The 26,452-nt window shown below is 64.4% G+C and carries 19 protein-coding genes and 1 riboswitch; of the genes, 10 read left to right on the top strand and 9 right to left on the bottom strand.

Features of this window, described 5'->3' with window-relative positions; all coding sequences use genetic code 11:
- Positions 1-162: 162 nt before the first annotated feature.
- A complete protein-coding gene (locus ACIGJE_RS01790) occupies positions 163-2,700 on the bottom strand; it encodes an ABC transporter permease (protein ID WP_415084687.1) in 2,538 nt (845 codons plus the stop codon).
- Positions 2,701-2,821: 121 nt separating this feature from the next.
- On the opposite strand from ACIGJE_RS01790, the gene ACIGJE_RS01785 reads away from it, so the two are divergent.
- Both ACIGJE_RS01785 and ACIGJE_RS01780 read left to right on the top strand, forming a co-directional pair.
- Entirely contained in the window at positions 2,822-3,115 is a 294-nt protein-coding gene (locus tag ACIGJE_RS01785) for an ArsR/SmtB family transcription factor (protein WP_311937674.1), read from the top strand.
- 365 nt (positions 3,116-3,480) lie between these two features.
- A complete protein-coding gene (locus tag ACIGJE_RS01780) occupies positions 3,481-4,230 on the top strand; it encodes an SDR family NAD(P)-dependent oxidoreductase (protein WP_311937672.1) in 750 nt (249 codons plus the stop codon).
- A gap of 81 nt (positions 4,231-4,311) precedes the next feature.
- Here ACIGJE_RS01780 and ACIGJE_RS01775 read toward each other — a convergent pair whose 3' ends face one another.
- The 7 genes from ACIGJE_RS01775 to ACIGJE_RS01745 all read right to left on the bottom strand — a co-directional run bounded on the left by ACIGJE_RS01775 (position 4,312) and on the right by ACIGJE_RS01745 (position 12,006).
- Positions 4,312-5,361, bottom strand: a complete 1,050-nt coding sequence (locus tag ACIGJE_RS01775) for an alpha/beta hydrolase family protein (RefSeq protein WP_415084684.1) — start codon at positions 5,359-5,361, stop codon at positions 4,312-4,314.
- 183 nt (positions 5,362-5,544) lie between these two features.
- Positions 5,545-6,684, bottom strand: a complete 1,140-nt coding sequence (locus ACIGJE_RS01770; protein ID WP_415084682.1) for a rhomboid family intramembrane serine protease — start codon at positions 6,682-6,684, stop codon at positions 5,545-5,547.
- On the bottom strand, positions 6,681-8,570 hold the full coding sequence (gene cobT / locus ACIGJE_RS01765; RefSeq protein WP_311937668.1) for a cobaltochelatase subunit CobT: 1,890 nt from the start codon (positions 8,568-8,570) through the stop codon (positions 6,681-6,683). Before cobT ends, ACIGJE_RS01770 begins: the two co-directional genes overlap by 4 nt.
- A 98-nt stretch (positions 8,571-8,668) precedes the next feature.
- Positions 8,669-9,655, bottom strand: a complete 987-nt coding sequence (gene cobS, locus ACIGJE_RS01760) for a cobaltochelatase subunit CobS (RefSeq protein WP_068284099.1) — start codon at positions 9,653-9,655, stop codon at positions 8,669-8,671.
- A gap of 282 nt (positions 9,656-9,937) precedes the next feature.
- On the bottom strand, positions 9,938-10,534 hold the full coding sequence (locus ACIGJE_RS01755) for a J domain-containing protein (protein ID WP_311937665.1): 597 nt from the start codon (positions 10,532-10,534) through the stop codon (positions 9,938-9,940).
- Positions 10,535-11,004: 470 nt separating this feature from the next.
- Complete coding sequence (locus ACIGJE_RS01750) at positions 11,005-11,775, bottom strand: CbtA family protein (RefSeq protein WP_483679159.1); 771 nt, start codon at positions 11,773-11,775, stop codon at positions 11,005-11,007.
- 18 nt (positions 11,776-11,793) lie between these two features.
- Positions 11,794-12,006, bottom strand: coding sequence for a CbtB domain-containing protein (locus ACIGJE_RS01745; RefSeq protein WP_068284091.1), 213 nt, complete (start codon positions 12,004-12,006; stop codon positions 11,794-11,796).
- Positions 12,007-12,036: 30 nt separating this feature from the next.
- Positions 12,037-12,183, bottom strand: a riboswitch (cobalamin riboswitch).
- 37 nt (positions 12,184-12,220) lie between these two features.
- Between ACIGJE_RS01745 and ACIGJE_RS01740 the strand changes: the two genes are divergently transcribed.
- From ACIGJE_RS01740 to ACIGJE_RS01715, 6 genes are all read left to right on the top strand, one after another.
- Complete coding sequence (locus tag ACIGJE_RS01740) at positions 12,221-12,775, top strand: histidine phosphatase family protein (protein ID WP_483679157.1); 555 nt, start codon at positions 12,221-12,223, stop codon at positions 12,773-12,775.
- A 117-nt stretch (positions 12,776-12,892) separates the two neighbouring features.
- The gene (locus ACIGJE_RS01735; protein ID WP_415087027.1) at positions 12,893-14,209 is read left to right on the top strand and encodes a UDP-glucose dehydrogenase family protein; all 1,317 of its coding nucleotides are present in this window, start codon (positions 12,893-12,895) and stop codon (positions 14,207-14,209) included.
- A 436-nt stretch (positions 14,210-14,645) separates the two neighbouring features.
- The gene (locus ACIGJE_RS01730) at positions 14,646-15,812 is read left to right on the top strand and encodes an efflux RND transporter periplasmic adaptor subunit (RefSeq protein ID WP_483679154.1); all 1,167 of its coding nucleotides are present in this window, start codon (positions 14,646-14,648) and stop codon (positions 15,810-15,812) included.
- Between the two features lie 15 nt (positions 15,813-15,827).
- On the top strand, positions 15,828-19,052 hold the full coding sequence (locus ACIGJE_RS01725) for an efflux RND transporter permease subunit (protein WP_483679153.1): 3,225 nt from the start codon (positions 15,828-15,830) through the stop codon (positions 19,050-19,052).
- 407 nt (positions 19,053-19,459) lie between these two features.
- On the top strand, positions 19,460-21,427 hold the full coding sequence (locus tag ACIGJE_RS01720; RefSeq protein WP_311937650.1) for an AfsR/SARP family transcriptional regulator: 1,968 nt from the start codon (positions 19,460-19,462) through the stop codon (positions 21,425-21,427).
- Positions 21,428-22,063: 636 nt separating this feature from the next.
- On the top strand, positions 22,064-23,902 hold the full coding sequence (locus ACIGJE_RS01715) for an AfsR/SARP family transcriptional regulator (protein WP_311937648.1): 1,839 nt from the start codon (positions 22,064-22,066) through the stop codon (positions 23,900-23,902).
- Between the two features lie 57 nt (positions 23,903-23,959).
- Here the strand turns inward: ACIGJE_RS01715 and ACIGJE_RS01710 are convergent, their stop codons facing one another.
- Entirely contained in the window at positions 23,960-24,439 is a 480-nt protein-coding gene (locus tag ACIGJE_RS01710; RefSeq protein WP_415087022.1) for a hypothetical protein, read from the bottom strand.
- A 140-nt stretch (positions 24,440-24,579) separates the two neighbouring features.
- Here ACIGJE_RS01710 and ACIGJE_RS01705 point away from each other — a divergent pair, with 140 nt between their 5' ends.
- Both ACIGJE_RS01705 and ACIGJE_RS01700 read left to right on the top strand, forming a co-directional pair.
- A complete protein-coding gene (locus ACIGJE_RS01705) occupies positions 24,580-25,206 on the top strand; it encodes an FMN-binding negative transcriptional regulator (protein ID WP_311937644.1) in 627 nt (208 codons plus the stop codon).
- 15 nt (positions 25,207-25,221) lie between these two features.
- On the top strand, positions 25,222-26,415 hold the full coding sequence (locus tag ACIGJE_RS01700; RefSeq protein WP_415087020.1) for a YcaO-like family protein: 1,194 nt from the start codon (positions 25,222-25,224) through the stop codon (positions 26,413-26,415).
- The last annotated feature ends 37 nt before the right edge of the window (positions 26,416-26,452 follow it).

Genomic DNA, 26,452 nt, shown 5'->3' with positions numbered 1-26,452 from the left:
GCGGCACATGCCGCAGAAAGCTTGCTCTTATGTAGTGCTTTCCATTGAAACAGTTAAGTGAATTGCTTGCAATGTTGCCGGCATGCCACCTTGGGGTGGTCGATCTTCATCGCCTGAATTTCGGCTGAAACGCTTGTCATTCCAGGCATCGGCCATCCAGCTCTACAGGCTTCGCAGATGCGAGGCGGGTTTCTGGCGCAGGATGCGCCAGGTGCCCGCAAGGCCGAACAGGATGGTCAGCGCCAGGGCGCCGAAAGCGGCTCCGAAAGCCGGTCCCGGCAGGAATGTGAAGCCGAAATTCATCAGATAGGTGACGATCAGCCAGGCGCAAGCGGTGCCGGCGACCACACCGAACAGGGCGGTGGCAAGGCCCAGCAGCCCGTATTCGAGGATGAAGGCGAGCAGGATGCGCCGGCGCGTGGCGCCCAGCACCTTGAGGATGACGGCGTCGTAGAGCCGGCTGCTCTGCCCGGCAGCGAGAGCGCCGGCCAGCACCAGGATCGAGGCGACGAGGGCGATGGCGGCGGCGGCCCGTATCGCCATGGCGAGCTGGCTGGCGAGATCGGCGAAGCTCTGCAGGGCATCCTTGATGCGCACGGCGGTCACCATCGGGAAGGCGTCGGCGACCTGCTTGAGCAGGCCGAGTTCGACGGCATCGTCGGCCCCATGCGGGAAGGTGAGGGTGGCAATATCCGTTACTGGCGCGCCCTTGAAGGTGTTCGGCGAGAAGACCAGCACGAAATTGATGCCGAAATTCTGCCATTCCAGCTTGCGCAGCGCCCCGACCTTGGCGGTGATGTTGCGGCCGAGCACGTTGACGGTGATGTCGTCGCCGACCTTGAGGCCGAGGCCATGCGCGACCTCCTGCTCCAGCGAGACCAGTGGCGGGCCACTATAGTCGGGGGCCCACCATTGGCCCTCGACCACACGCGAGCCGGCCGGCACCGCATCGGTGAAGGTGACGCCGCGATCGCCGCTCAGCACCCAGGCGATGTTCGGAGGAGGCTTGATCTTCTCGGCCGGCACGTCCTTCACGCTGACGATGCGGCCGCGCAGCATGGGCACGCGTTCGCTGGTCGCCTGCGGCGCGGCCTGCTTGAGGAAGGCGTCGAAGCGGGGGGCATCCGCCCGCCGGATGTCGACGAAGAAGAAGCTCGGCGCCTTGTCGGGGATGGCGGCGGAAAGCTGGTGGCGGATATTGCCGTCGACCAGCGTCAGCGCCACCAGCAGGCAGAGGCCGAGGCCGAGCGACAGCACCACGGAGGGGGTGGCGGCGCCTGGCCGGTGGATGTTGGTAACCGCCAGGCGCAGCGGCGTGTTGTGTGGACGGGGTAGCCGGCGGGCCAGCGCCATCAACAGGCTCGCCACCACGCGCAGGAGGATGAAGGCGCCGAGCGCGGAGCCGACATAGACCAGGGCCACCTTGCGATCGGCGGCGAAGAACACCGCCAGGGCGATCAGGGCAGCGACGGCCAGGCCTGCAAAGGCGAGCACGATGGGCGCAGGCCAGCGCCGTGTCGGGGCGATGGCGTCGCGGAAAAGGGCCGATACCCCGATGTCACGGGCCCGGCCGAGCGGCAGCAGCGAGAAGGCCAGGGCGGTGAGCAGGCCGTAGAGGGCGGCGAGCGCCAGCCCTGCCGGATTGAGCACTGGTGTGATCGGCAGCGGCAGGTAGTCGGCGAAGCCATAGGCCAGGATGAAGGGCAGGGCGGCGCCGGCGACAAGGCCGATGGCGATGCCGAGGGCAGCCAGCAGCAGGGTCTGGGTGAGATAGATGCCGGTGACGAGGTTCGCGCCGGCTCCCAGCGTCTTCAGCGTGGCGATGTTGTCGCGCTGGCGCTCGACGAAGGCGCGGACTGCATTGGCGACGCCGACACCGCCCACCAGCAAGGCCGTCAGCCCGACCAGGGTGATGAACATGGTGAAGCGCTCGATGCCGCGGCGGAGTTCCGGCGAGGCGTCGTCGCGGGTGCGCACCTCCCAGCCCGCCTGGGGAAAGGTCTCGTTCGCCTTTTGCCTGATGGCATCCGGCGGGATATTCGGCGGCAACGCCAGGCGATAGCGCCAGCGGATCAGCGATCCCGGCTGGATCAGCCCGCTCTCGCGCAGCGCATCCAGGGTGATCATCAGGCGCGGACCGAAGGAAATGCCGCCGGCGATCTTGTCCGGCTCGCCGATGAGGCGATCGGCCAGGGTAACCGTCAGGTTGCCGATGGTGACGCTGGCGCCGGGTTGCAGGCCGAGGCGGGCGAACAGAGCTGCGTCGGCCGCCGCATCGGCCCGGTTGCCCTGGCCGCCAATGGTCGATGACAGCGGCTTGCCCTGCCCGAACTCCACCGTGCCGAGCAGGGGATAGGCCTGGTCGACCGCCTTGATCTCGACCAGGGCGGTCTGCCCGTCCGGCGTGCGCGCCATCGCCCTCGTGCTCGCGGCGACCGAGAGCCGGCCCTGCTGCCCGATAAAGGCGAGCTCCTCGGGATTGGCTTCGCGCCCCACCAGCGTGAACTCGATGTCGCCGCCATTGATCACCCGGCCCTGGCTGCGCAGCCCGTCCGACAGGGCGCTGGAGATGGCGTCCACCCCGGCGATCGCCATGACGCCGAGGGCGAGGCAGGCCAGGAAAATACCGAAACCGCGGATGCCGGCGCGCAATTCGCGCAGGGCAAAGCGTAAGGGAAGGGGAAGCGAAGACACGGACATCGGTGATGTTGAGCGGATGGACAAGGCCGAATCAAGGCAAAGTGGGGGTGCGCTCCGCTTAGCGCAAGCCGCGCACCGCGATATTGCGCCGGCCCATCGCAGACATGATATAGGCTTCATCATGACGATGACCGCGCCAGTCGCGCTGACGGAGCGCCAATGCACCCTGATCGCCAGGGCGCTGGCCGAGCCGCGGCGCTTTCAGATCCTCAAGGAAATCGCCGCTCAAGGCGGCTCGATGGCCTGCGCCTGCATGCAGCAGAAGCATCAGATCACACCGGCGACCTTGTCCCATCACATGAAGGAGCTCGAGAATGCCGGGCTCATCGAGATCGTCCGCGAGGGCAAGTTCGCTACGCTCGTGCTCAAGCGCGAGACGCTGGATGCCTATCTGCGCGAATTGGCCAGCCTTTAGCTCGACAGTTGCATCGAGCGGGATCGGGAGTGTCAGCCTCACAGCTCCATCAAGTGATGGAGCGGGGCTGACATCTTGAAAGCCAGGCATCTGCCCCCGCTAGGATGTCAGTCTCCGGCTGACACTTCTGCTGCGGTCCACACGGATCCCTGAGCGTTTTGCGATTTGACGGAGTCACCAAGAATCGCAAAGACGCGTCCAAACAAAGAGTTAGAGCAAATAGGCGTTCACATTCGAACGCGTTTTGCTCTAGCGGCAACGAATTGACGGCTGGCGCGCACCAGAATTTTCCATCGCCTGCTCTTGTTTCATTTCGATGATTATCTAAGTATCGAATCATTGTCACTCGAACCAAGAGATATTCAATGAGCAGATTGGCAGGCAAGGTCGCCGTGGTTACCGGTGCCTCGAAGGGCATCGGCGCGGGTATTGCGAAAAGCCTGGCGGCCGAAGGCGCCGCCGTCGTGGTGAATTATGCCTCGAGCCGGGATGGCGCCGAGAAGGTCGTCGCGGAGATCACCGCCAAGGGCGGCAAGGCGATCGCCGTCAAGGGCGACGTCTCCAAGGCGGAAGAGGTGAAGGCCATCTTCGCTGAGGCCGAGAAGGCCTATGGCCGCCTCGACGTCCTGGTGAACAATGCCGGCGTCTATGCCTTCGCGCCGCTCGAAGAGGTGACGGAAGCCGAGTTCCATCGCCAGTTCAACACCAATGTGCTCGGATTGCTGCTGGCCAGCCAGGAGGCCGAGAAGCATTTCGGTCCCGAGGGCGGCAGCATCATCAATATCGGCTCGGTTGCGACCGACGTGAATTTCCCGGCCACGTCGGTCTACACCGCCACCAAGGGAGCGGTGACCTCGATCACGCGGGTGCTGGCCAAGGAACTCGGCCCCAGGAAGATCCGGGTGAATTCGATCAACCCCGGCATGGTGGAGACGGAAGGCGTGCATGCCGCCGGCTTCATCGGCGGCGACCTGGAAAGCCAGACCGTGGCCCAGACGCCGCTCGGACGCATCGGCCAGCCCGGCGACATCGCGCCCGTCGCGGTCTTCCTGGCCTCGGGCGAATCCGGCTGGCTGACCGGTGAGGTGCTGGCCGTCTCCGGTGGTGTCCGATAAGCATCAGGATACGGAAGGGCGGAACGCCGGCTAGAGCGCTCCGCCTTCGATGCATCCGATTCGGTGGTAGGGACCGACGCTCTACGGGGTGGTTCGCAATGCCCTGCTGAATGCGGCCACTGCCCTTTCGATCAGGTCGGCATGAACCGCCTGTCGGGACCGGCCCCCGCCGTCCGAGCAGATCGGATCCCCCACTTTCTCCGCCTTGGCGATCTCCTCGGCGCCCGGCTTGCACAGCGCGAACATGCTGTAATGGCTGGCATCCGCGATCGTCGCATAGGTCGAGACCGGGATGGCTTTGGCGGTCCCCGCCGCCTGCGCCGTCAGCGGGATGCTTTCGGCCCGGCCGAGATTGACGAGGGCAACCGGGATGTCGATGCTCGAAAAACTCTCGAAGTCGAAGACATCGATGGGAGCCGGATCGATCGCCATGGCAAAGCGGATGCGCCTGTCCCGACCGCTCCGGTCGGCCGATTGCAGATCCAGGGCGTGAAGGTCGACGCGGCTTTGCCGGACCCAATCGCAGAGGGACGGATTCAGCCGATCGGTGTCGCAATAAGCGGCCAGAAGCTTGGGATCGATACGGGCCCCGGCCAGAGCCAGCGCCGTGTTGCCGCCCATGGAGAGGCCGAGCACGCCGATGTCGCCGACACTCAAATGATCCTTGAAGAAAGGCTCCCTCTCCATCGCATCCAGGCTGTCGCTGATATCGGCGGGCCTCAGCCAGAGCTTCGTCGTCTCCGCGGCGGACCGGTTTGCCCCGGTGTTGCCGGGATGCGTGGGGGCCGCCACCACGAAACCTTGCTCCGCCAGGGGGGCCGCAATCCAGCTGAGGGCCTGGGCGTTGCCGGCCAGGCCAGCTCCGTGGGAGAGCAGGATGAGCGGAAATTTCCCCGGCCGGATGGGGGCATTGCGCCGTGCGGGCGTTCCCGTGAAGAACACGCCGTCACCGAGCATGACGGGCTCGCCGCCGGGCCGGGCGGGATACCATACCGTCACCTCGAGATCGGTGGCGCGCTCCCTGGAAGGAACGATAATCCGGCGGACACCGGCACCGGCACCGGCACCGTCATCGGCGGCCAGCGCCTGCTGCGCCATCATCGCGGCGCCAAGGGCGACAGCCCAAAACATGATCCATGCCTTCATCGGAATTCTGGCCCCGTGGTCGCATGCCTGCAAATGCATCGAGATACGGGTGGGAGCATGTTTCGCCGCGAAGCGAGACCTCGATCGCGTTCGGCTACGCCCGGAATGCGTTTCAGGAAACGCGGGCGAGCCTGGGTAGGGGAGGGATTGCCTCGGCTCGATGTGTCGTCAATTCTCGCCGGTCAGCCGCTTCAGCCCCGCCTGGGTTTCGGGCTCGTTCGGGATGAGGCGCAGCGCTGCCTTGTAGTCCGCGATCGCCTCCTCGCGCCGGCCCAGGGCTTCGTAGATATGGGCGCGGGTGTCGAGGATGGCGCCTTCGTCAGGCGCCGCCTTGACCGCAGCCTCGGCATCGGCCAGGCCTTCTTCGGCGCGGCCGAGCTTGAACAGGGACCAGGCTCGCAGGTTGAGCGCCACGGCATCGTCACGTCCGCCCTTGATCGCAAGATCCACTTCCCGGAGCGCTCCCTCGTAATCGTCGCGCTGGGCCAGGACGAGGGCACGCAGCATGTGGACTTCCGCAGCCGCCGATTCGTTGCCGCTGTTCGTCGCGGCGCTCTGGTCATTCATGCTGAACTGCCAGACCCGGGAGGTCGTGTTGCCAAGCCCGAAGGCCAGGGCGAGCAGTGCCAGGCTGGCAAGCGTGAAGGCAAGGCGACGGGGGTCCTGGAAAGGACCGATGCGCCGGGTGATGAGCACGGCGGCGGCCAGGCCGCCGAGAAAGCCGCCGAAATGGCCGGCATTGCTGATGCCGGGATTGAGCAGCCCGTAGAGGAAGTTGAGGCCGGCCCAGAAGGCGGCATTGGTCATCAGCGCCCGGCCGAAGGCGTCGCCGCGCCGGGCACCGTACAACACGATGGCACCGAGCAGGCCGAAGATCGCCCCGGAGGCGCCGAGGGAAAACACCTCGCCCCACAGCACCGAGGCGACGGCACCGGCAATGCCGCCGATGGCGTAGATCACGAAGGCTCGCAGCCGGCCATAGGTCCGCTCCACCATCGGCATGACCTGGAGCAGCGAGAACAGGTTCAGCGCCAGATGGGGCAGGCTGCCATGCAGATAGGGCGCGGTGAACACGGTCCATACCCGCCCCTGGATGAAGGGCACCTGGCCGCCGGTGCCGAGCGCGTAGAGAATCCCCTGCGAAGGCTGCCAGAATATCCGCCCCAGATTCTCGGGCGAGCCGGCCAGCCAGGCCGTGAACAGCACGGCCAGCAAATAGAGGCCGGCGCAGACCGCGGCCAGGGGATAGGCCAGGGGCATCGGCCCGAACAGGGCCCGATGCCAGAGAGGCGGCTGCCGGGAGCTCACGCCGCGGCTCGGCGCGAGCCCGACGCCCCGGTTTCCTCGAAGAGTTCGGCGAGCTTGTCGGTCATGACGCCGCCGAGCTCCTCGGCATCGACGATGGTGACGGCCCGCTTGTAATAGCGCGTGACGTCATGGCCGATGCCGATGGCGATCAGTTCCACCGGCGAGCGCGTCTCGATGTCCTCGATCACCCAGCGCAGGTGGCGCTCCAGATAATTGCCGGTGTTGACCGACAGGGTCGAATCGTCGACCGGAGCGCCATCCGAGATCACCATGAGGATGCGCCGGCTTTCGAAGCGCCCGAGCAGGCGCTGATGCGCCCAGGCGAGCGCCTCGCCGTCGATGTTCTCCTTGAGCAGGCCCTCGCGCATCATCAGGCCGAGGCTCTTGCGAGCCCGGCGCCAGGGCGCGTCGGCCGATTTGTAGATGATGTGCCGGAGATCGTTGAGGCGGCCGGGCGACGTCGGCTTGCCCGCCTGCAGCCAGCTCTCGCGCGACTGCCCGCCCTTCCAGGCCCTCGTGGTGAAGCCCAGGATCTCCACGCGCACGCCGCAGCGTTCCAGCGTGCGGGCGAGAATGTCGGCGCAGGTGGCCGCCACCGTGATCGGGCGCCCGCGCATCGAGCCGGAATTGTCGATCAGCAGCGTCACCACCGTATCGCGGAAATCGGTGTCGCGCTCGCGCATGAAGGAGAGCGCGGAGGTCGGATCGATGATCACCCGCGACAACCGGGCCGGATCGAGCATGCCTTCTTCGAGGTCGAAATCCCAGGAGCGGTTCTGCTGGGCCATCAGGCGGCGCTGCAGCCGGTTGGCCAGGCGCGCCACCACGCCCGACAGGCTGGAAAGCTGCTTGTCGAGATAGGCCCGCAGGCGATCGAGTTCCTCGGGGTCGCACAGATCCGCCGCCTCGACGATCTCGTCGAAGCGGGTGGTGAAGGCTTTGTAGTCGCTGGCGCGACGCTCATTGTCGCGATGCTCTGGCGGCCGCCAGGGTTGGGCCGCCTCCTCGGCATCGCCCGTCTCGGTATCGTCCGGCAGGTCGGAGGAGGGCGATTCGGCGTCCTGCGTCTCGCCGTCCTGGGATTCCTCGTCCTCGCTCTCGGTTTCCTCGAGCTTCATGGATTCGGAATCGTCCTGGACCTCGCCCTGGTTTTCCTGGTTCTCGCCTTCCTGCTCGCTCTCGGCGTCGTTGTCGCGGTCGTCGGAATCGTCGCTGTCGGCCTGGGCTTCCTCGGACAGGCCCATATGGGTCAGGAGGTCGTTCATGGCCCGGGCGAAGGCGCGCTGGTTCTCGATCACGCTGTCGAGGCGGGCGAGGTCCTTGCCGGCCTTCTCTTCGATGAGAGGGCGCCACAGATCCACCAGCTTGCGCGCCGGCTCGGGCGGGGCAAGGCCGGTCAGCTTCTCGCGCACCATCAAGGCGAGGGCATCCTCGACGGGCGCTTCCTCGCGGACACGGATGTCCTCATATTTGCCGCCGCGGAAATAGCGGTCCTCGAGCATGGCGGTGAGGTTGTTGGCCACCCCGGCCATGCGGCGTGAACCGATCGACTCGCAGCGGGCCTGCTCGACGGCATCGAACACGCTGCGCGCCTGCTCGTTCTGCGGGGCGTGGCGACGATGCACTGCCGGGTCATGGCAGGCGAGACGGAGCGCCATCGCATCGGCCTGGCCGCGCACGATCGCCGCGACATGGGCGTCGAGCTTGCGCGGCGGCTCGGCCAGGCGCGCCTTGTCGGCCATCAGCAAGGGCTTTTCCGAAGCGAAGGTCACTTCGAGATCCGGTTTGCGGGCGATGGCGCGCAAGGCCCCGGCGACGGAGCGCTTGAAGGCGTCGTTTGGAACGTCCTTGGGCTTTTCGCCGGGCTTGCGGTTCGTCGTGGTCATGATGCCGTCAATCCTGGGAGCGCGGACGTCCTCGTCCGCTCTTCCTCTCTTGCGAGCGTGGTATTTCCAGGGGCGGACGAGGACGTCCGCGCTCCGGGTTACGTCAGCGCGACGTTGACCGAGCTTTCGGCCAGCTCCGCCCCGAAGGCGCGCTGGTAGAACTCGGCCACGAGGCTGCGTTCGAGCTCGTCGCACTTGTTGAGGAAGGTGACGCGGAAGGCAAAGCCGATATCGTGGAAGATATTGGCGTTCTCGGCCCAGGTCAGCACCGTACGCGGCGACATCACGGTGGAGAGATCCCCATTCATGAAGGCGTTGCGGGTGAGATCGGCCACGCGCACCATCTTGTTGACGATGTCGCGGCCGTTCGGGCTCTTCTGATAGTGCTTGGCCTTGGCCAGCACGATGTCGACTTCCTTGTCATGCGGCAGATAGTTCAGCGTGGTCACGATCGACCAGCGGTCCATCTGGCCCTGGTTGATCTGCTGGGTGCCGTGATAGAGGCCGGAAGTGTCGCCCAGGCCCACCGTGTTGGTGGTGGCGAACAGGCGGAAGGCCGGGTGGGGGCGGATCACGCGCTTCTGGTCGAGCAAGGTCAGCTTGCCTGAGATTTCCAGCACGCGCTGGATCACGAACATCACGTCGGGCCGGCCGGCGTCATATTCGTCGAACACCAAAGCGATGTTGTTCTGCAGGGCCCAGGGCAGCATGCCGTCGCGGAACTCGGTGACCTGCTTGCCGTCCTTGAGGACGATGGCGTCCTTGCCGACGAGGTCGATACGCGAGACGTGGCTGTCGAGATTGATGCGCACGCAGGGCCAGTTGAGGCGGGCGGCGACCTGCTCGATATGCGTCGATTTGCCCGTGCCGTGATAGCCCGTGACCATTACGCGGCGATTGTGGGCGAAGCCCGCCAGGATCGCCAGGGTCGTCGGCTTGTCGAAAAGATAATCGGGATCGAGGTCCGGGACGTGGTCGGAGGACTGGGAATAGGCCGGTACTTCGAGATCCGTATCGAAACCAAACAGCTTTTTGGCCGAAACCATGATGTCCGGCAGATTGGCCGGTGTCGTTGCGTCAGTCATTATGCCTTCCTTGGCTGGCGCCAGGGCGGCGCAGCCGACAATCAGTTCCAGCGGGCCGGACGATGCCGGCCCTGGAGTAAAAGCGCACTTTTACTCCAACTCCCTGGTTCGACGCGTCTTTGCGACTTGAAGCTGGTCATTCAAATCACAAAACGCCTTGGCCGAATTTCCCTGTCTCGCCAGGCGGGGCATGGGACGCTCGACGTCGTCTCGACGATCTGGCGGAGATTTCCCGGATTGGACACGCTCCAAGCCCGGAAGCCTCGCCGGTGTTGCGGGCGCTCAGCAGAGCCCGGCGCTACGCAGCGTATTATAGGCCTGGATGATCCCGCGCAATTTATCTTCGCTGGATCGATCCCCGCCATTGGCATCGGGATGGAGACGTTTGACCAGCGTCTTGTAGCGCGCCTTGATTTCCGGGCCGCTGGCCGTTTCCGGCAGATCGAGCGCGTCGAGGGCCTTGCGCTCCAGCAATTTCAGCCGCCGTCTCTCGGGTTCGGGCGTCCCTTGCGGGCGGCGGAAGCCGTGATCCTCGTCGAAGAAACCGAAGCCGTCATGGATCTCGGGGCCGGGTTGCGGCCCTTCGCCGCGCTTCTTGGCCCAGGGATTGACCCCCATCGTCCAGGTCGGGCGATGGCCGGTGGCGGCATCGCGCTGATAGGCGCTCACCGAGTCGTCCGGCAGGCCGGCGAAATAATTGTAGGTCTTGTTGTAGTCGCGCACATGTTCCAGGCAGAAATGCCAGAACTGGCCCTCGCGGTTGCGCCCCTTGGGCGCGCGAAATTCGCCGGCGTTCCGACAACCGGCATGTTCGCATAGCCGTACGCTCGCCGGCTGGACCTCTTCGGCCCTTGGGCGCACCCGGATGCGATCAAACAAGGGCGAGTCCAGATCCATAATGACACACTATGCGAGGGTGAACACAAATGGGCAAGCGCGAGCTTGGACGCAAGAGCGTTTTGTAACTTGAACGAAGCACATCAAATCGCAAAAACGCTTCAGCCAATCCATGGGAATGGCTTGGAACCAGAAAGCGAGAGCAACCAAGCGTTCATAGCTGAGCACGCTTTGCCCTGGGGTTAATCGAGGCGAAATGCCGCTGCAGAATTTGAAATATGGGGTCCGCTGACCCGAAAAAGAAAGAGGCCGCCCAAATGGCGGCCCAAGTCTTAGGGAGGAAACGCCCAAGGAGGGCAGTGGGGGAGCGCAAAGGCGCATCCGCCACGTCCCTAAAGTGATCCTCATCGGTTCATTTCGCAAGTGCGAAATGAAATAAATTTTGAAAACCGGCCTGAAATCGGGCCAGTGTTGTAAAAATGCGACGTTTGACGCGGTTGGCCGGCCCCTTTTCAGCGGCGAGCGGGGGCCTGCAGCAGTTTCTGTGCTGCAATGCCGAAGGCGATCCCCAGCGTTGCCCACAGCACGGCATGGATGCCGAGTGAGGCGATACGGAACTTCCACAACACCGTGGCCGAAAAATCAGCCGGGATGTCGTTGACCGTCGGCAGGATATGCATGGCCACCACCATCACCGCCAGATAGGCTGCCACCCCCACGAGGTTGGCGTTCCAGCGGCCGAGGCTGGCGGCGAGCCGGTTCGCGGTGCCCAGCGCCGCCGCCATCGTCACGAGGGACAGCAGGATCAAGCCGAAATAGAAGGCGGTGCGCAGGCCGATCGTGTCGGGATTGCCGACGGCCGGTGGATTGGCGGGATATTTGATCTGCGGCACCACCATGATGGCGGCGAAGCCGATGACGGCGATCAATCCGGCGGTTGCGCGCGGGCTGAGGCCGCCGATCCGGCCCTGCGCGAAGGCAAAGATCAGGGCGAAGATGCCGCCGAGCGCTGCGCCATAGGCGACCATGCCTGTGACGAGCCCGTAGCTGGCCTGGACCGGCCGGCTGACCGGCTCTTCCTCGTGTTCATGGGCTGCGGTCGTCTGCGCAGCGCCGGGAGCCGGCGCAGCTGTCGGAGCGGGCGCCGGCTCGGATGCGTGGCTTTCCTCGAAAGCGATGGCTGCGTCGACCTGGGGTTCACCGAACACCCAGGCGAAGCCAGACGCAAACAGTCCGGCCAGGATGCCGATCAGCATCCCCCGGATCAAAAGCGATCTAACCATGTCGTGTGTCCAAGCGCCCTAGTGGCAGGGGAAGCCGAGCAGATGGCGAGCGTCATGCACGAATTCGTGGATGTAGACGCCGGGAATCAGCGAGGTCGCGCCCTGTTCGGCGCCGACGAAATAGATGGCGAGCACGGCCAGGAGCACGGTGAAGAGCGCCCAGGGCAGGATCTCGCGGACCGGGATGGCGATCGGCTGCTGGGCGACGGGTGCCAGAGTTGCGGTGGTCATGAAAAGCTCCTTGGGATTACGCGTCCCGTTACGAGTCATGCTGCCTTGGAAGAGGTCTGACTTCCGGATTGACGCCGCAGCGCCGCCGTTCACAGTGGCGCGACCGTGCCGGAATTCCACCGGCTTCCCACCCTTGGCAAAGCTCTTCCATAAGAGCCCAAGTCACGGATATGTCAATATTCCGGAAGCGACTTTATCTTGGGGAAATGCCTTCATGACGCCACGCCTGACCCTGCTGTGCCATGGCGCGACGCCCACACTGCGTGCGGCGGGGTTTCCGCTCGACGAGGCGCTCGACGCAAGGGGGGCACAGGCGGCCCGGGACCTGCAGGGGCGTTTTGCCAAGGCGACCCGCATCCTGAGCAGTCCGGCGCTCAGGGCCCGCCAGACGGCGCAGACCCTCGGCTTCGAACCCGAGATCGACGGGGCACTGCGCGAATGCGACCATGGCCGCTGGGCGGGGCTCGGCCTGGAGGCGGTGGCCGCCGCCGAGCCCGAAGCGCTTGGAGCGTGGCTGACCGATCCGCAGGCCTGCCCGCATGGCGGAGAGAGCATTGCGGCCCTGATCGCGCGGGTCGGCGCCTGGCTCGATGGCGGGCGGTTCGAGGGCTTCACGCTGGCCGTCACCCATGCCTCGGTGTTGCGCGCGGCGATCATTCATGTCCTCGGCAGCGAGCCTCGTTCCTTCTGGCGCATCGAGGCCGCTCCGCTGGCGAGTGCCGATCTCAGGCCTTCTGCCCGCGGCTGGTCGCTGCGGCTGGAGACATAGAGGCGCTCCGGCTGGGCCTTCCAGCAGAGCTGCTTTTCCTTTTTCGTCATTGGCATGTCGCCGGGCCTTTTGTAGACACGCCTCTGGCGGGTTAGTCGCCCAAACAGGATTGATGTCATGCGCGTTGCAATGATCGGTACGGGTTATGTCGGCCTGGTGACGGGGGCGTGCCTCGCCGATTTCGGCCATGTCGTCACGTGCGTCGACAAGGATCCGGCCAAGATCGAGGGCCTGCTGGCCGGCCGCATGCCGATCTACGAGCCGGGCCTGGAGGATCTGGTGGCGCGCAATGTGCGCGAGAAGCGCCTGTCCTTCACCACCGAGCTCGCCCCCGCCGTGCGCGATGCAGCCGTGGTGTTCCTGGCCGTCGGCACGCCCTCGCGCCGTGGCGACGGCCATGCGGACCTGTCCTATGTCTATGGCGCGGTACGCGAGATCGCCGCGGCGGTCGAGGGCTTCACGGTGGTGGTGACCAAGTCGACCGTGCCGGTCGGCACTGGGGACGAGGTCGAGCGGCTGATCCGCGAGGTCCGGCCCGACGCCGATGTCCGCGTGGTGTCGAACCCCGAATTCCTGCGCGAAGGGGCGGCGATCGAGGATTTCAAGCGCCCCGACCGCATCGTGGTCGGCACCGAGGACGAACGGGCCAAGGAGGTGATGGCCGAGGTCTATCGCCCGCTCCATCTCAACCAGGGGCCGCTGCTGTTCACGGCCCGGCGCACCTCCGAACTGATCAAATATGCCGCCAACGCCTTCCTTGCGACCAAGGTCACCTTCATCAACGAAATCGCGGACCTGTGCGAGAAGGCCGGTGCCAACGTGCAGGAGGTGGCGCGCGGCATCGGCCTCGACAACCGCATCGGCTCCAAATTCCTGCATGCCGGGCCGGGCTTCGGCGGCTCGTGCTTTCCCAAGGATACGCTGGCACTGCTGCGCACCGGCCAGGAGCATGGCGTGCCCCTGCGCATCGTGGAGGCGGTGGTCGGGGTCAACGATGCCCGCAAGGCGGCGATGGCACGCCGCGTCATCGCGGCCCTCGACGGCAATATCGCCGGCAAGACGGTGGCCCTGCTCGGCCTTGCCTTCAAGCCGAACACCGACGACATGCGCGACAGCCCCTCGATCCCGATCGTGCTCGCCTTGCAGGACAAGGGAGCCAAGGTCCGTGCCTATGATCCCCAGGCAATGGAGGAGGCCCACAAGGTTCTGAGCGATGTCGACTATCGCTCCAGCGCCTATGACTGCCTCGACGGTGCCGATGTCGCGGTGATCGTCACCGAATGGGACGAGTTCCGGGCGCTCGACCTCGAGCGGGTCAAGAACCTGCTGACGCACCCGGTGATCGTGGACCTGCGCAACATCTACCGGCTCGAAGACATGAAGCGGCACGGCTTCCGCTATGAGAGCATCGGGCGCGAGGGAACGGCGCCCTGAGCGGAAGACGCCCCGCATATTCGTGCGGCCGGGCGCTGGCGCAACTGGTTTGAGAAGACAGCGGGAGGTCCTCGCCTCGTTTGGGGGGAGGGCCAGCATGTCCGGTTCGCACCGACCGGAATGCAGCCACGCGGCTGTCAAGCGCAGGCGCGAGAAATGACAGGCCTGTTGCGGATTTGCATCAAGTCCCAACTCATGGTTGCAGGGCGGCGATCTTGATTGGATCAAAGCGCTAAGAATTATCATACTATAAGGCTCACACGGCGATTCGACCGCGATTCCGGCCGGTGGAGCGCTGAACAGGATCTCCGACCCTGCCCTGGCGGCGCAGGCTGGGAAATCCTGCAAAATTTCCAGACGCCAGCTCCAGTGCCCGCGACAAGGCCATTAGCCATGCGGGCGGCTTGGCTGAGGCGCGTTGCTTGCGAGGATGTTCATGTCGAGGTTGCGTCGCAGAATGGGTCGGCTGGCCGCCGGCGTGCTGGCATTGGCGGCCTTCGAGGGGACGGGTGCCGCGCTCGCCCAGCAAATGCCGGCCATGCCGGTCACGGTAGCCAATCCGGTCAGCCGCAAGATCACCGAATCGGTCGAGTTCACCGGCCGTTTCCAGGCCTGGCCGCAGGTGAACATCACTTCGCGCGTCACCGGCTATCTCGACAAGTCGAGCTTCGTGGAAGGTTCCCTCGTCAAGGAAGGCGACGTGCTGTTTGCGATCGATCCGCGTCCGTTCCAGGCCGCGGTCGACCAGGCGGCTGCCCAAGTGAAGATCACGCAGACCCGAATCGACCTCACCAAGGCCAATCTGGCGCGCGCCGAGGCCCTGAAGAAGACCGGCAACGTCACCGACGCCGCCTATCAGGCCAACCTCCAGGCCTATCAGGAAGCGGCGGCCTCGATCGATTCGGCCAGCGCGGCGCTGGCAACGGCCAAGCTCGACCTCAGCTACGCCACCATCACCGCCCCGATCTCGGGCAGGATCACCCGCCAGCTCGTCTCGCGCGGCAATCTGGTGGTGGCCAACAGTACTTCGCCGCTGGTGTCGATCGTCGCCGTCGATCCGATCTATTTCTACTTCGACCTCGACGAGGCGAGCTACCTTGCCTATCAGCGGGCCTCCAAGCGCAAGATCGATGCCGGCGGTACCGAGCCCGCGTTGAAGGCCGAGATTGGCCTATCGGACGAAAGAAAACTGTCCCATCAGGGTACGCTCGACTATCTCGCGCCGCAGGTCGACGCCCAGACCGGAACCGTGACGGCCCGCGCCAAGGTCGCCAATGCCGACGGCTTCCTGACCCCCGGCCTGTTCGGGCGCATCCGCATCACCATCGGCGAGCCCTATGAGGCGCTGGTCGTGCCGGATGTGGCGGTGGGCCAGTCCTCGCAGGGGCGCTATGTCATCGTGGTCGGCGCCGACAAGATCGCCAATATCCGCCCGGTGGAACTGGGGCCGAAATTCGGCTCGTTCCGCGTGATCAAGTCCGGCCTCAAGCCCGAGGACCAGGTGCTGATCAACGGCCAGATGCGTGCCCGGCCGGGTGGCGAGGTCGTGCCGCAACCCACCAAGCTGGACGTGCCTGAGACGCTCGTTCCCGACCAGACCTGATCGGGAGCGCAGTCCATGAAATTCGGCCATTTCTTCGTCGACCGCCCGATCTTTGCCGCCGTCGTCTCGATCGTCACGGTGGTGATCGGGCTGGTCTCCTATGTCGGCCTGCCGATCGCGCAGTTCCCGCAGATCGCCCCGCCGACGGTGGTGATCAACGCCACCTATCCCGGCGCCAACGCGCAGACCATCGCCGAGACGGTGGCGGCGCCGCTGGAGCAGTCGATCAACGGCGTGGAAGGGATGATCTACCAGACGTCCCAGGCCACCAATGACGGCTCGCTGCAGATCACCGTCACCTTCGCCACCGGCACCGATCTCGACATCGCCCAGGTGCAGGTGCAGAACCGCGTCTCCTCGGCCGAGCCGCGGCTGCCGGCCGAAGTGCGGGCTCTGGGCATCACGGTCAACAAATCGTCTTCCGACTTCCTCCTGATCGTCACGCTCTATTCGCCGGATAATTCGCTGAACGACTATGGCATCTCCGACTATGCCATTCTCAACGTCAACGACATCCTGGCCCGTGTCGACGGTGTCGGCTCGACCTTCGCCTTCGGCCTGCGCGAGCCCTCGCTGCGCGTCTGGCTCGATCCGAACCGCCTGGCCAGTTTCGATCTGACGGCCGGTGAGGTCGTCCAGGCCCTGCGCGAGCAGAACGTGCAGGTCTCCGGCGGCACGCTCGGCGCCCAACCCTCACCCAACAACACCACCAGCGAGATCACGGTCACCACCCAGGGCCGTTTCCAGGACGCCGAGCAGTTCCGGAACGTCATCATCAAGTCGACGCCGGATGGCCGCCTGCTCAAGCTGAGGGACGTCGCCCGCGTCGAGGTCGGCGCCAAGCAATACAGCTCCAACCTCTATCTCGACAGTCAGCCGACGGTGGGCATCGCCGTGCTGCAGCGTCCGGGCAGCAATGCGCTTGCGACCGCCGATCGCGTCAAGGCCAAGATGGACGATCTGGCCAAGGCCTTTCCGCCGGGGCTGAAATATTCCATCGTCTACAATCCCACCGAATTCGTCTCCGCCTCGATCGAGGCCGTCTACGAGACCTTCTTCGAAGCGATCGTGCTGGTGGTGATCGTCGTCTTCGTCTTCCTGCAATCCTGGCGCGCGGCGATCATTCCGATCATTGCCATTCCCGTCTCCATCATCGGCACCTTCGCGGTGATGGCAGGGCTCGGCTTCTCGCTCAACATGCTCACTCTGTTCGGGCTGATCCTGGCGGTGGGCATCGTGGTCGATGACGCCATCGTGGTGGTGGAGAATGTCGAGCGCAACATTCATGACGGCATGACGCCCAACCGGGCGGCCCATGTCACCATGGACGAGGTCGGCCGCGCCGTCATCGCCATCGCCCTGGTGCTGTGCGCGGTGTTCGTGCCGACCGCCTTCATTCCGGGCATATCGGGCCTGTTCTACCAGCAGTTCGCGGTGACCATCGCGGCCGCCACGGTGATCTCGGCCTTCAACTCGCTGACCCTGTCGCCGGCGCTCGCGGCCCTGTTGCTCAAGCCGCATGATCCGGAGCACCGCAGCCGCTTCTTCCTGTTCCGCTGGCTTCGGGCCGCGGGCGACGGTTTCAATCACGGCTTCGACAGGCTGTCGCGCGGCTATGGCGGCACGGTGGGCTTTGCGGCCCGCCACAAGCTAGTGTTCCTCCTGATCTATGCCGGCCTGCTCTTCGCCACCTGGCATATTTATACCAAAGTGCCGGAAGGCTTCGTGCCGGATTCGGACCAGGGTTACGCTATCGTGGTGGTGCAGTTGCCCGACGGCGCCTCGCTGGAACGCACCGACGCCGTGGTGCGCAAGGCCCAGCAGATCGCGGCGGGCAGCCCGGGCGTCGCCCATGTCATCGGCGTTGCCGGCTTCTCCGGCGCGACCTTCACCGCCGCCTCGAATGCAGCCACCATCTTCGTGCCGTTCAAGCCGTTCGACGAGCGCCTGAAGGAAGGATTGTCGGCGCAGGCCATCGTGGGCGAATTGCAAAAGCGCGTCTTCGCCATCGAAGAAGGCTTCGTCTTCGTGATTCCGCCTCCCACCATCCAGGGGCTCGGCACTGGTGCCGGCTTCAAGATGCAGGTGCAGGATCGCGGCGGCGTCGGGTCGGAAGCGTTGATGCAGGCCGCCAATGCCCTGATCGGCAAGGCCAACCAGACACCGGGCCTCACCCAGGTCTACACCACGCTGTCCAACAATGGCCCGCAGCTCTTCGTCAATGTCGATCGCGTCAAGGCGCGCATGCTCAACGTGCCGATCGGCAATATCTTCGAGGCGATGCAGGTCTATGTCGGCTCGGCCTATGTCAACGACTTCACGCGCCTGGGCCGCGCCTTCCAGGTGAATGCCCAGGCCGAAGGGGGCGACCGTCTCAACAAGGAGGACCTCGTCCGCCTCAAGGTCCGCAGCGCCAATGGTGTCCTGGTGCCGCTCGGCTCGCTGATCTCCTTCGAGGAACGCACCGGCCCCGACACGGTGATGCGCCACAATCTCTATCCGTCCGTCTATATCAGCGGCTCGGGCCTGCCCGGCGTGTCCTCCTCCACGGCACTCGATTTGATGGAGAAGGCGGCGGCCGAGGTGCTGCCGCCGGGTGTGGGCTATGAGTGGACCGAGATCGCCTTTCAGCAGCGCTCGGTCGGCAATACGATCTATTTCGTGTTCGGCATCGCCGTGCTGTTCGTCTTCCTGTTCCTGGCCGCCCAGTATGAAAGCTGGTCGCTGCCGCTCGCCATCATCCTGATCGTGCCGCTTTCCATCCTCGGAGCGCTGCTCGGCGGCATGGCGCGCGGCCTGCCGATCTTCGGCGACTGGTGGGTCAAGGTGATGGACAACAACATCATGACGCAGATCTCCTTCGTCATGCTGATCGGCCTCGCCGCCAAGAACGCCATCCTGATCGTGGAGTTCGCGCGCCAGCGCGAGGACCACGGCGACACGCCCTGGCAGGCTGTGGTCGAGGCTTGCCGGCTGCGCCTGCGCCCGATCCTGATGACCTCCTTCGCCTTCATCCTCGGCGCTGTGCCGCTGATGATCGCCACCGGCCCCGGCTCGGAACTGCGCCAGGCCATCGGCACGGCCGTGGTCTTCGGCATGAGCGGCGTGACCTTCCTCGGTCTCTTCCTCACGCCGGTGTTCTACGTCACCATCCGCCTGATCGTGCGCAAGCTCTTCCGCGAGAAGCCCAAACCTTCGACGGTGACGGCGGCGACGATGGGCGAGCCGGAAGGAAGCTGAAGCCTGCTGCTCCAGGGGTTCAGTGATTGGCGGGCCGGCATGCCGGCTCGCCAAGGATGGCACGGCAAACTGTCCTCGCTTTGCGGTAATATGATAGTGCCGGAGGTCAAGCAAGGAGGCTTTGCAGTCCCTTTGATTGACTCATCACACAATGTTGACCATTCTCAGCGGTGCAGCACGGCTCGACGACATCGTCGCGGGTCGTTCTGACGATACTCAGATGTACGTGGGCCCCGGCAGCTTTGTGGCGCTGGGGCAGTTCATCCGGCCTGGGTCTCGATGAGGAGAAGATCGGCACCGACGTCATGCTGGCGTCGGGCCGGGCGCGTTTTGATGCGCGCGATCTTCACCATCGAGACTCTCTAGCGTTGCGCCTCGCAGGAGGTGCCGGGGTCGTGGTGGACAGGATGGATGACAAGCCCTTCATAGCACTTCGCCTGGTCGGTATCCCCCATCTCACGGTGGCGGGAGAGGGGGTGTTTCCTGCCAAGGGCTATGTCCTGGTTGCCATGCTGTTGCTGGCCGGCGGCCGGCGCATGAGCCGCCAGGCCATCGCCGCCCTGCTCTGGGACGATGCGCCCGAGGAGAAGGCCCTTACCAATCTGCGCCAGCTTCTCGTCCGAATCCATCGGACATGGCCCTATGCAGATCCGTTGGTAGAGACCAGCGGGCCCCATCTGGCGGCTGGACCCGGTGCGGACCGCAGCGACCTTGCCGCGCTCCTGTGTCTGGCGAAATCGGGTGTGCTGGCCGAGAGGGTCCAGGCCGTCCTGCTCGCCAAGGGGGATCTCCTCGACAGTATCGATTCGGGTGGCCCCGAATTGTCGCAATGGTTCCGCAGCGAACGTGAACGCTTCCGCCGCATCGTGCTGGCGCTGGCCGCCGAAGTCCTGGTCGAGATGACTCGCTACGGTCGCGCGCCCGAGCGAGAGATCGATCTCATCGGCGAGGTCATGCTCACGCTCGAGCCGGAACGGGAGGAGAGCTACCGCGTCCTGATCGAAGCCCATGGACGCAACGGCAACATTCCGGCGGTGAATCGGGTTCATGCCGGCCTGACCGACATGCTCCGGCGTGAATTCGGAACGGAGCCCCGGCCCCAGACCGTCGCCACCTTGCGTCGTATCCTCGCCAGCGCGCCGCAGCCGCGGGTGCAGGTGAGCGGCGGAACGCGCAACATGCCCGATGAACGCCTGCTTGTGGCGAACCCGGCTGCGCCTCGCCTGCCAGGTTTGCCGCGTGTGGCGTTGTTTCCGCCGCGCCCGATACCCGGCCGCGTGCTGGATCCCCTGCATCGGGCCCTGATCGAGGACGTCGCCAACGACCTGTCGCGCCACCGTACTTTCGCGGTGCTTGCACCGCACAGCAGTTTCCATGTCGCCGATGCGGGCGATGCCCGGCGCTTTGCCAGCCTGTGCAGCGCCTATCTGATCACCGGCTTCATGGTGCCGGGCAGCGAGCGTATGGCTCTCCGGCTGACGCGGCAGCCGGATGAGGAGATCGTCTGGGCTGCCGAATATCTGGTCTCGCCCGAGCGGTTGGCGCTTTCCTTCCGGCTGATCACCCGGCAGATCGCTGCCACCCTTGCCAATGAGATCGAACGCGACCAGCTCGATCGGGCCCGGGCCGATCCCAAGCCGGCCGCCTATTGCCATTATCTCGAAGGGCAGGCGCGGCTGCACAGCTTCGACCTCGCCCGCCTGCGCCGGGCGCGCGCCGAGTTCAAGCTGGCTACCGAGGAGGACGGGGATTTCGCGCCTTCGCGCGCCCGCATTGCCCAGACCTTGCAGCTCGAATGGCTGATGCTGGGGGGCACGGATCCATCCCTGCTCAACCAGGCCCGGGCGGAAGCGGATCTGGCGATGAAGATCGATCCCGGCCACGGCACGGGCCACTGGATGTCGGCCGTGGTGGCGCTCTATCAGCATGATTTCGACTATACCGCCGAAAAGTTCATGGAAGCGGAGGTCCTCAATCCGCATTCGGCCGATCTGCTGGTCCACCATGCCGATGCGCTGTCGCATCTTGGCGAGCCGGAACTGGGCTGGGAGCGCTTCCAGCGGGCTCTCGAGCTCAATCCCTTCCCGCCGGATTATTACTGGTGGTTCGGCGCTACCATCGCCATCCGTCGCCGGCGCTTCGAGGAGGCAATCGAGATGTGCGCCCGGATGGAGAATGACGAATCGGCCATGCGGGTGCTGGCCATGTGCCATGGCTTCGTGGGCGATACCGCGATGGCCCGTCATTATGGGCGGCGCGTCATGGACACTTATCCAGGTATGTCCGCCCTGGACCTCGCGCGCCTGGCACCGGATCGCCGCCAGGAGGACATCGAGTTCTGCGCCCAGGGCCTGCGCCTCGCCGGCCTTTCCTGAAGAAGAGCCGGCTGCCGCCGAGAAATCCAAGAAGAGTCCAATCGGCCGGGCGGGTGCCCGAAGTTTCGAGCGATTACCTTCCTTAAATGTATTGTCGGTGTGCGGTGCTCGATATTTTCCCGCACCCGACTTTGTTCGGCTGCTTTATTTCAAGAATTGAATTATGTTTTATTTTATAATTGCAAGATTAGTCACATGATTTGGAGCGTCGATATGGATGCGATTCCTTGTCATCATTTCATAAATGAACTTCTTGATCGAGGGCGATGTGATATTCATGATTCCGTTTCTGTGTGACTCGGGCGTGAAGTCTGGTGGGGAATCAGATTGGACTTGTTGACTTCAATGTGTTTGACGAACAAGTAGTAGATGCGGCGCATATGTCGGGCGTGGCCCGAAGGTTCTCATTCCGAACCACGAGATTTGTGATGGGAACGGCGGGGATCTGGCAAGTGGCGGCGGCATGCATGGGATGCCGGGCCAGACTCCCCAGGCGAGGATAGTCGAATGGACGCTGAGGACGACATTGTTCTTCATTTGGTAGGCGTACCGCATGTTGCCAAACCAATGGAGGGCGTGTTTCCGGGCAAGGGATATGTTCTCATTGCGATGCTGTTGCTTTGCGGCAGTCGGCGGATGAGCCGGCAGACTATTGCCGCGTTGCTGTGGGACGATGCTCCCGAAGAGAAGGCCCTCACCAATCTCCGGCAATTGCTGGCCCGCATTAACAGGTTCTGGCCGCTGGAGGAGCCGCTGGTCGAGGTGGAAGGCTCCAACCTGATGGCCGGGCCTGGAGCCACCCGCAGCGACCTTGCCCAGATCATGGCGCGCCGCAAATCCCAGGTGCTGGCCGAACGTGTGGCCGTCGTCAGGCTGGTGAAGGGGGATCTGCTCGACACGATCGACAGCGGCGGGCCCGAATTGTCACAATGGTTTCGCAGCGAGCGCGAGCGCTTTCGTCGCCAGGTTCTGGGGCTGGCGGGCGAGGTGCTCATGGAGATGACACAGTTCGCCCGAGCCAAGAAAAGCGACATCGACGAGATCGGTGAGCGCATGCTGGCGCTGGAACCGGAGCGGGAGGAGAGTTTCCGCGCACTGATGGAGGCCTATGGCCGGATCGGCGATATCGAGGAAGCCAACCGTGTCTTCGACGATCTGAAAAAGATCTTGCGCGATGAATTCGGCACCGAGCCGAGGCCGGAAACGGTGGCCACGATGCGGCGTATCCTGGCGAATGCTCCGCGCCCTCGGTTGCAGGTCGTCGCCGAAGCCGAGGTATCGGCGGCGATCGAGCAGACTGTCCAGCCTCCGGCCTTGCGCAATCTGGCGGGCCTGCCGCGCGTCTCCCTGTTCCCGCCGCAGCCGCGGCCGGGAGAGACCCTGCATCCCCTCTATCGCATGCTGATCGAGGATGTCGCCAACAGTCTGTCGCGTCACGCCACCTTTGCGGTGACCGCGCCTCACAGCAGTTTCGACGTGGCCGATACCGGGGATCGGGAAAGACTGGCCGCCCTGCGCTCGGGCTACCTCGTCACCGGCTTTCTGGTGCCCGGGAGCCAGAAGATGGCGCTACGCCTGACCCGCAATCCCGGCGACGAGATCATCTGGGCAGCCGAATATCGCGTGGAACTGGAGGACCTGGTCGTTGCCTTCCGCATGATCTCGCATCGGATCGCGGTGACGCTGGCGAGCGAAATCGAGCGAGATCAGCTTGATCGCCTGCGGGCCGATCCCAAGCCGCTTGCCTATCGGCACTATCTGGAAGGACATCTTCTGTTCAAGAATTGCGACCTGCCGCGTCTGCGGCGCGCAAGAGTGGAGTTTCAGAAAGCGGCGGCGATCGACATGGACTTCGCCGGCGCGAGGGGAGCCGTCTCGAATGCGCTCCAGCTGGAATGGCTCATGCTGGGAGCGAACGACCCATCACTCCTGATGCAGGCCCGCCACGAAGCCGAGGCGGCAATCGGCATCGATGCAGGCAACAGCGTCGGTCATTGGATGTCGGCGGTGATTGCACTGCATCAGCGCGATTATGACAAGGCGGCGGAGCAATTCCTGGAAGCCGAGACGCTCAATCCCAATTCGGCCGACCTGCTGGAATCGCATGGCGATACCCTGGCTCATCTGGGGGATCCCGATGCTGGCTGGCAGAGGTTTCAGCGCGCCATCGAACTCAACCCCTTCCCGCCCGACCGCTATTGGTGGGGCGGGGCCACGATCGCCTATTTTCGCGAGGACTTTGACGGGGCGATCGACATGTGCGGCAAAATGGAGAACGATCAGTCCGTCCTGAGGATCCTGGCAATATGCCATGGCAATCTCGGTAACAAGGAGGTCGCCAGGAACTATGGGGCACGTTTGAAGGATATGTATCCCGGCATCACTGCGGCAGATGTTGTAAATCTCACGCCGGATAAGAAAGGAAACATGAAAGAGGTTATTGTGCGTGGGCTTAAAGTGGCTGGGATAAGTTAATTCGCAGAATGCTTCTTCTTAATTTCATAATAAGAAAACTTAAAACCATAAACTTACTCAAGAGAGGGTAGCATGGCTGGAATAAGACGAGATCGAGATCATATCTACATCATTGGCGACAGGGGCGTCGGAGTCTTCCTGATCAAGATGAGTCCCATCCGCATCGTTCGGATTCCCGACAAGGAGGTCCGTCGTTTTGGCAAAGAACATAATTGCGACGGCTATGCGGCGGTCGCCGCCCTCTGCTGGCGGGTGATTGCCGACCACCGTGCTGCCAATGGCCAAGGCAAGCCGCTCGAGCCCGAGAATATCGTCGGCATCGCTTCGCTCGCCGAGGCTGGTGCGGAGCTGAGCAATCTGGAGTTTTCGTTCGGAACGAACATGTCGGCTGCGGCGATCGAGGCTGTCCGAGGCCGGAACCGTTCCCTGAAAATGGCGCTTTGCTACCTGACACAGAGAACCGGCAACAATCTCCAGGATGCGGTGCTGCTCGATGATGGCAATGCCGACGATTTTGCCTGCTGAGGCATTTTCCAAGGTCGTCGACAGGTTTCTTGATCGAAGCAATGCGTCAAACGAAGAAGCGGAGCAAAGTGCGGTTTTGGGGAATCGTACTTTGCTCTGAACGGTTCGGTTCCGTTTCGTGATGCCGGCCTCGTGGAAGTATGAGGTGAGCCTTGTATAACCCTCGATATTTCCGAGAAGAGCGCGTGGAGGTGCTCCACGCGCTGATGCGCGATCATCCGCTGGCAACGGTCGTCACCCATGAACGGGGACGCCTGCAGGCCAATCACATTCCCTTGTTCCTGGTGGCAGACAAGGGGCGCAAGGGCGTGTTGCGGGGGCATCTCAACCGCAACAATCATATGGCCGTCGATCACGACCCGGCCCTGGAGGTGCTGGCGATCTTCCAGGGGCCGATGCACTACATCACGCCGCGCTGGTATGTCGACAAGGTGGAAGGCGGCAAGGCCGTGCCGACCTGGAACTATGTCACCGTTCATGTCCATGGCCGTTTGAGGTCGACGGAGAATCCGCGCTGGCTGCGCGAGCACGTCACCGCCCTGACCAATCTGGTCGAGGCCGGGCGTCCGCAACCCTGGCAGGCCGAGAGTGCGCCATCATCCTTCATGAAGGGGCAGATCAAGGGCATTATCGGGCTGGAGATCGCGATTACCAGCATCGAGGGCAAATGGAAGCTCAGTCAGAACCGGCCGGAGCCCTATCGCAGCAGCGTTATCGAAGGCCTGACGGCGGAGGGCGAGGCTGTTATGGCCGACCTCATGACCCAAGCCGTCAAATAGCCGGCTCATTGATTGATGACCGCCCCCGCCATGAAGCCGGTACCTGCCTACGATCATCCGCCCCTTGCACCCTTCGGCATCACGCGCGTGGGTGACCTGACCGATCTCGACGTCGTCGGCATTCCCGTCTGGTTTGCGACCCGGCCCAATGCGCGCTCGATCGCCGTCAGCCAGGGCAAGGGGCTGACACCTGAGCAGGCGCGCATATCCGCCATCATGGAGGCGGTGGAAGGGGCCGTCGCCGAACAGACCAAGGCCCTGATTGCCGAGTTTGGCACGCCGGACGAGATGCTGTCTCGCGGCCGGCACTTGGTTCCGCTGGAAGAGCTCGTGCGCTTCCGGGGCGAAGCCTATGATGAAGAGGCTCCGCGTGCGTGGGTGCGTGGCGTTGCCCATGGCAGCGGGCGGCCGGCCTTCGCACCCTATGAACTCATCGGGCTCGACATGCGTGAGGAGTTTCCCTGGGATCGGGATGCCTTCCATATCAGTTCGGCCGGGCTTGCCGCCGGGCCGAGCTTCGAATTCGCCGCCCTGGCTGCCCTGCTCGAACTGGCGGAGCATGATGCCACCACCTTCTCCGATGCGTTCGGTCATCTCGAGGCCACGTCGCGCCAAATGCGCTGGCAAGCCGGCGTGCATGCCGGACTGGACGAGGCTGTCGCCAAGGTACGCGCCGCCGGGCTGGAGCCGCGCTTCTTCGACAAGACCAACCGTCTCGGTCTGCCGGTGGTCAGCGCCGCGATCGTTCGTCCGGTGATCGGCGAGGAGGGCGGTGGCGAGCGCTTTTCCGGAGGCGAGGCCTGCCGGCTCGATGCCGGAGCCGCTGCCCTGGCGGCCTTGCTGGAGGCCGTGCAGTCGCGGCTCACCCATATTGGCGGGGCCCGCGACGATCTGGAGCCGGATTTCTACGAAACGCGGGGTGACGTTCTGCCCACACCGGTTCCGGGGGCGCCCGGCCTGGCCGAATTCGCCGAGCGTCATCGCCAAGCGCCTCTACCGCGGGCGGAAGAGCTGACGCATGCCGCACAACTCGACATCGTCGCAGGCAAGCTTGCGGCGGCCGGGCACGCCGACATCTTTCTTTTCGATCTTCCCGGACCGGTCGAGGGCGTGCATGTGGTGCGCGCCTTGGTGCCGGGCCTCAAGACTTTCGTGGAGGACGGCGTGTCCGATATCGGCCTTGAGGATCTGTTCGGAGCGATGACGTGATGGTGCCGGCCGAAGCACAGTGCCGGAAGCGGCAGCG

The organism is Labrys sp. E2SS-1L (assembly GCF_057073705.1).
Note: the sequence above shows the minus strand (reverse complement) of the source record. Positions and strands in the feature narration are given on the sequence as shown.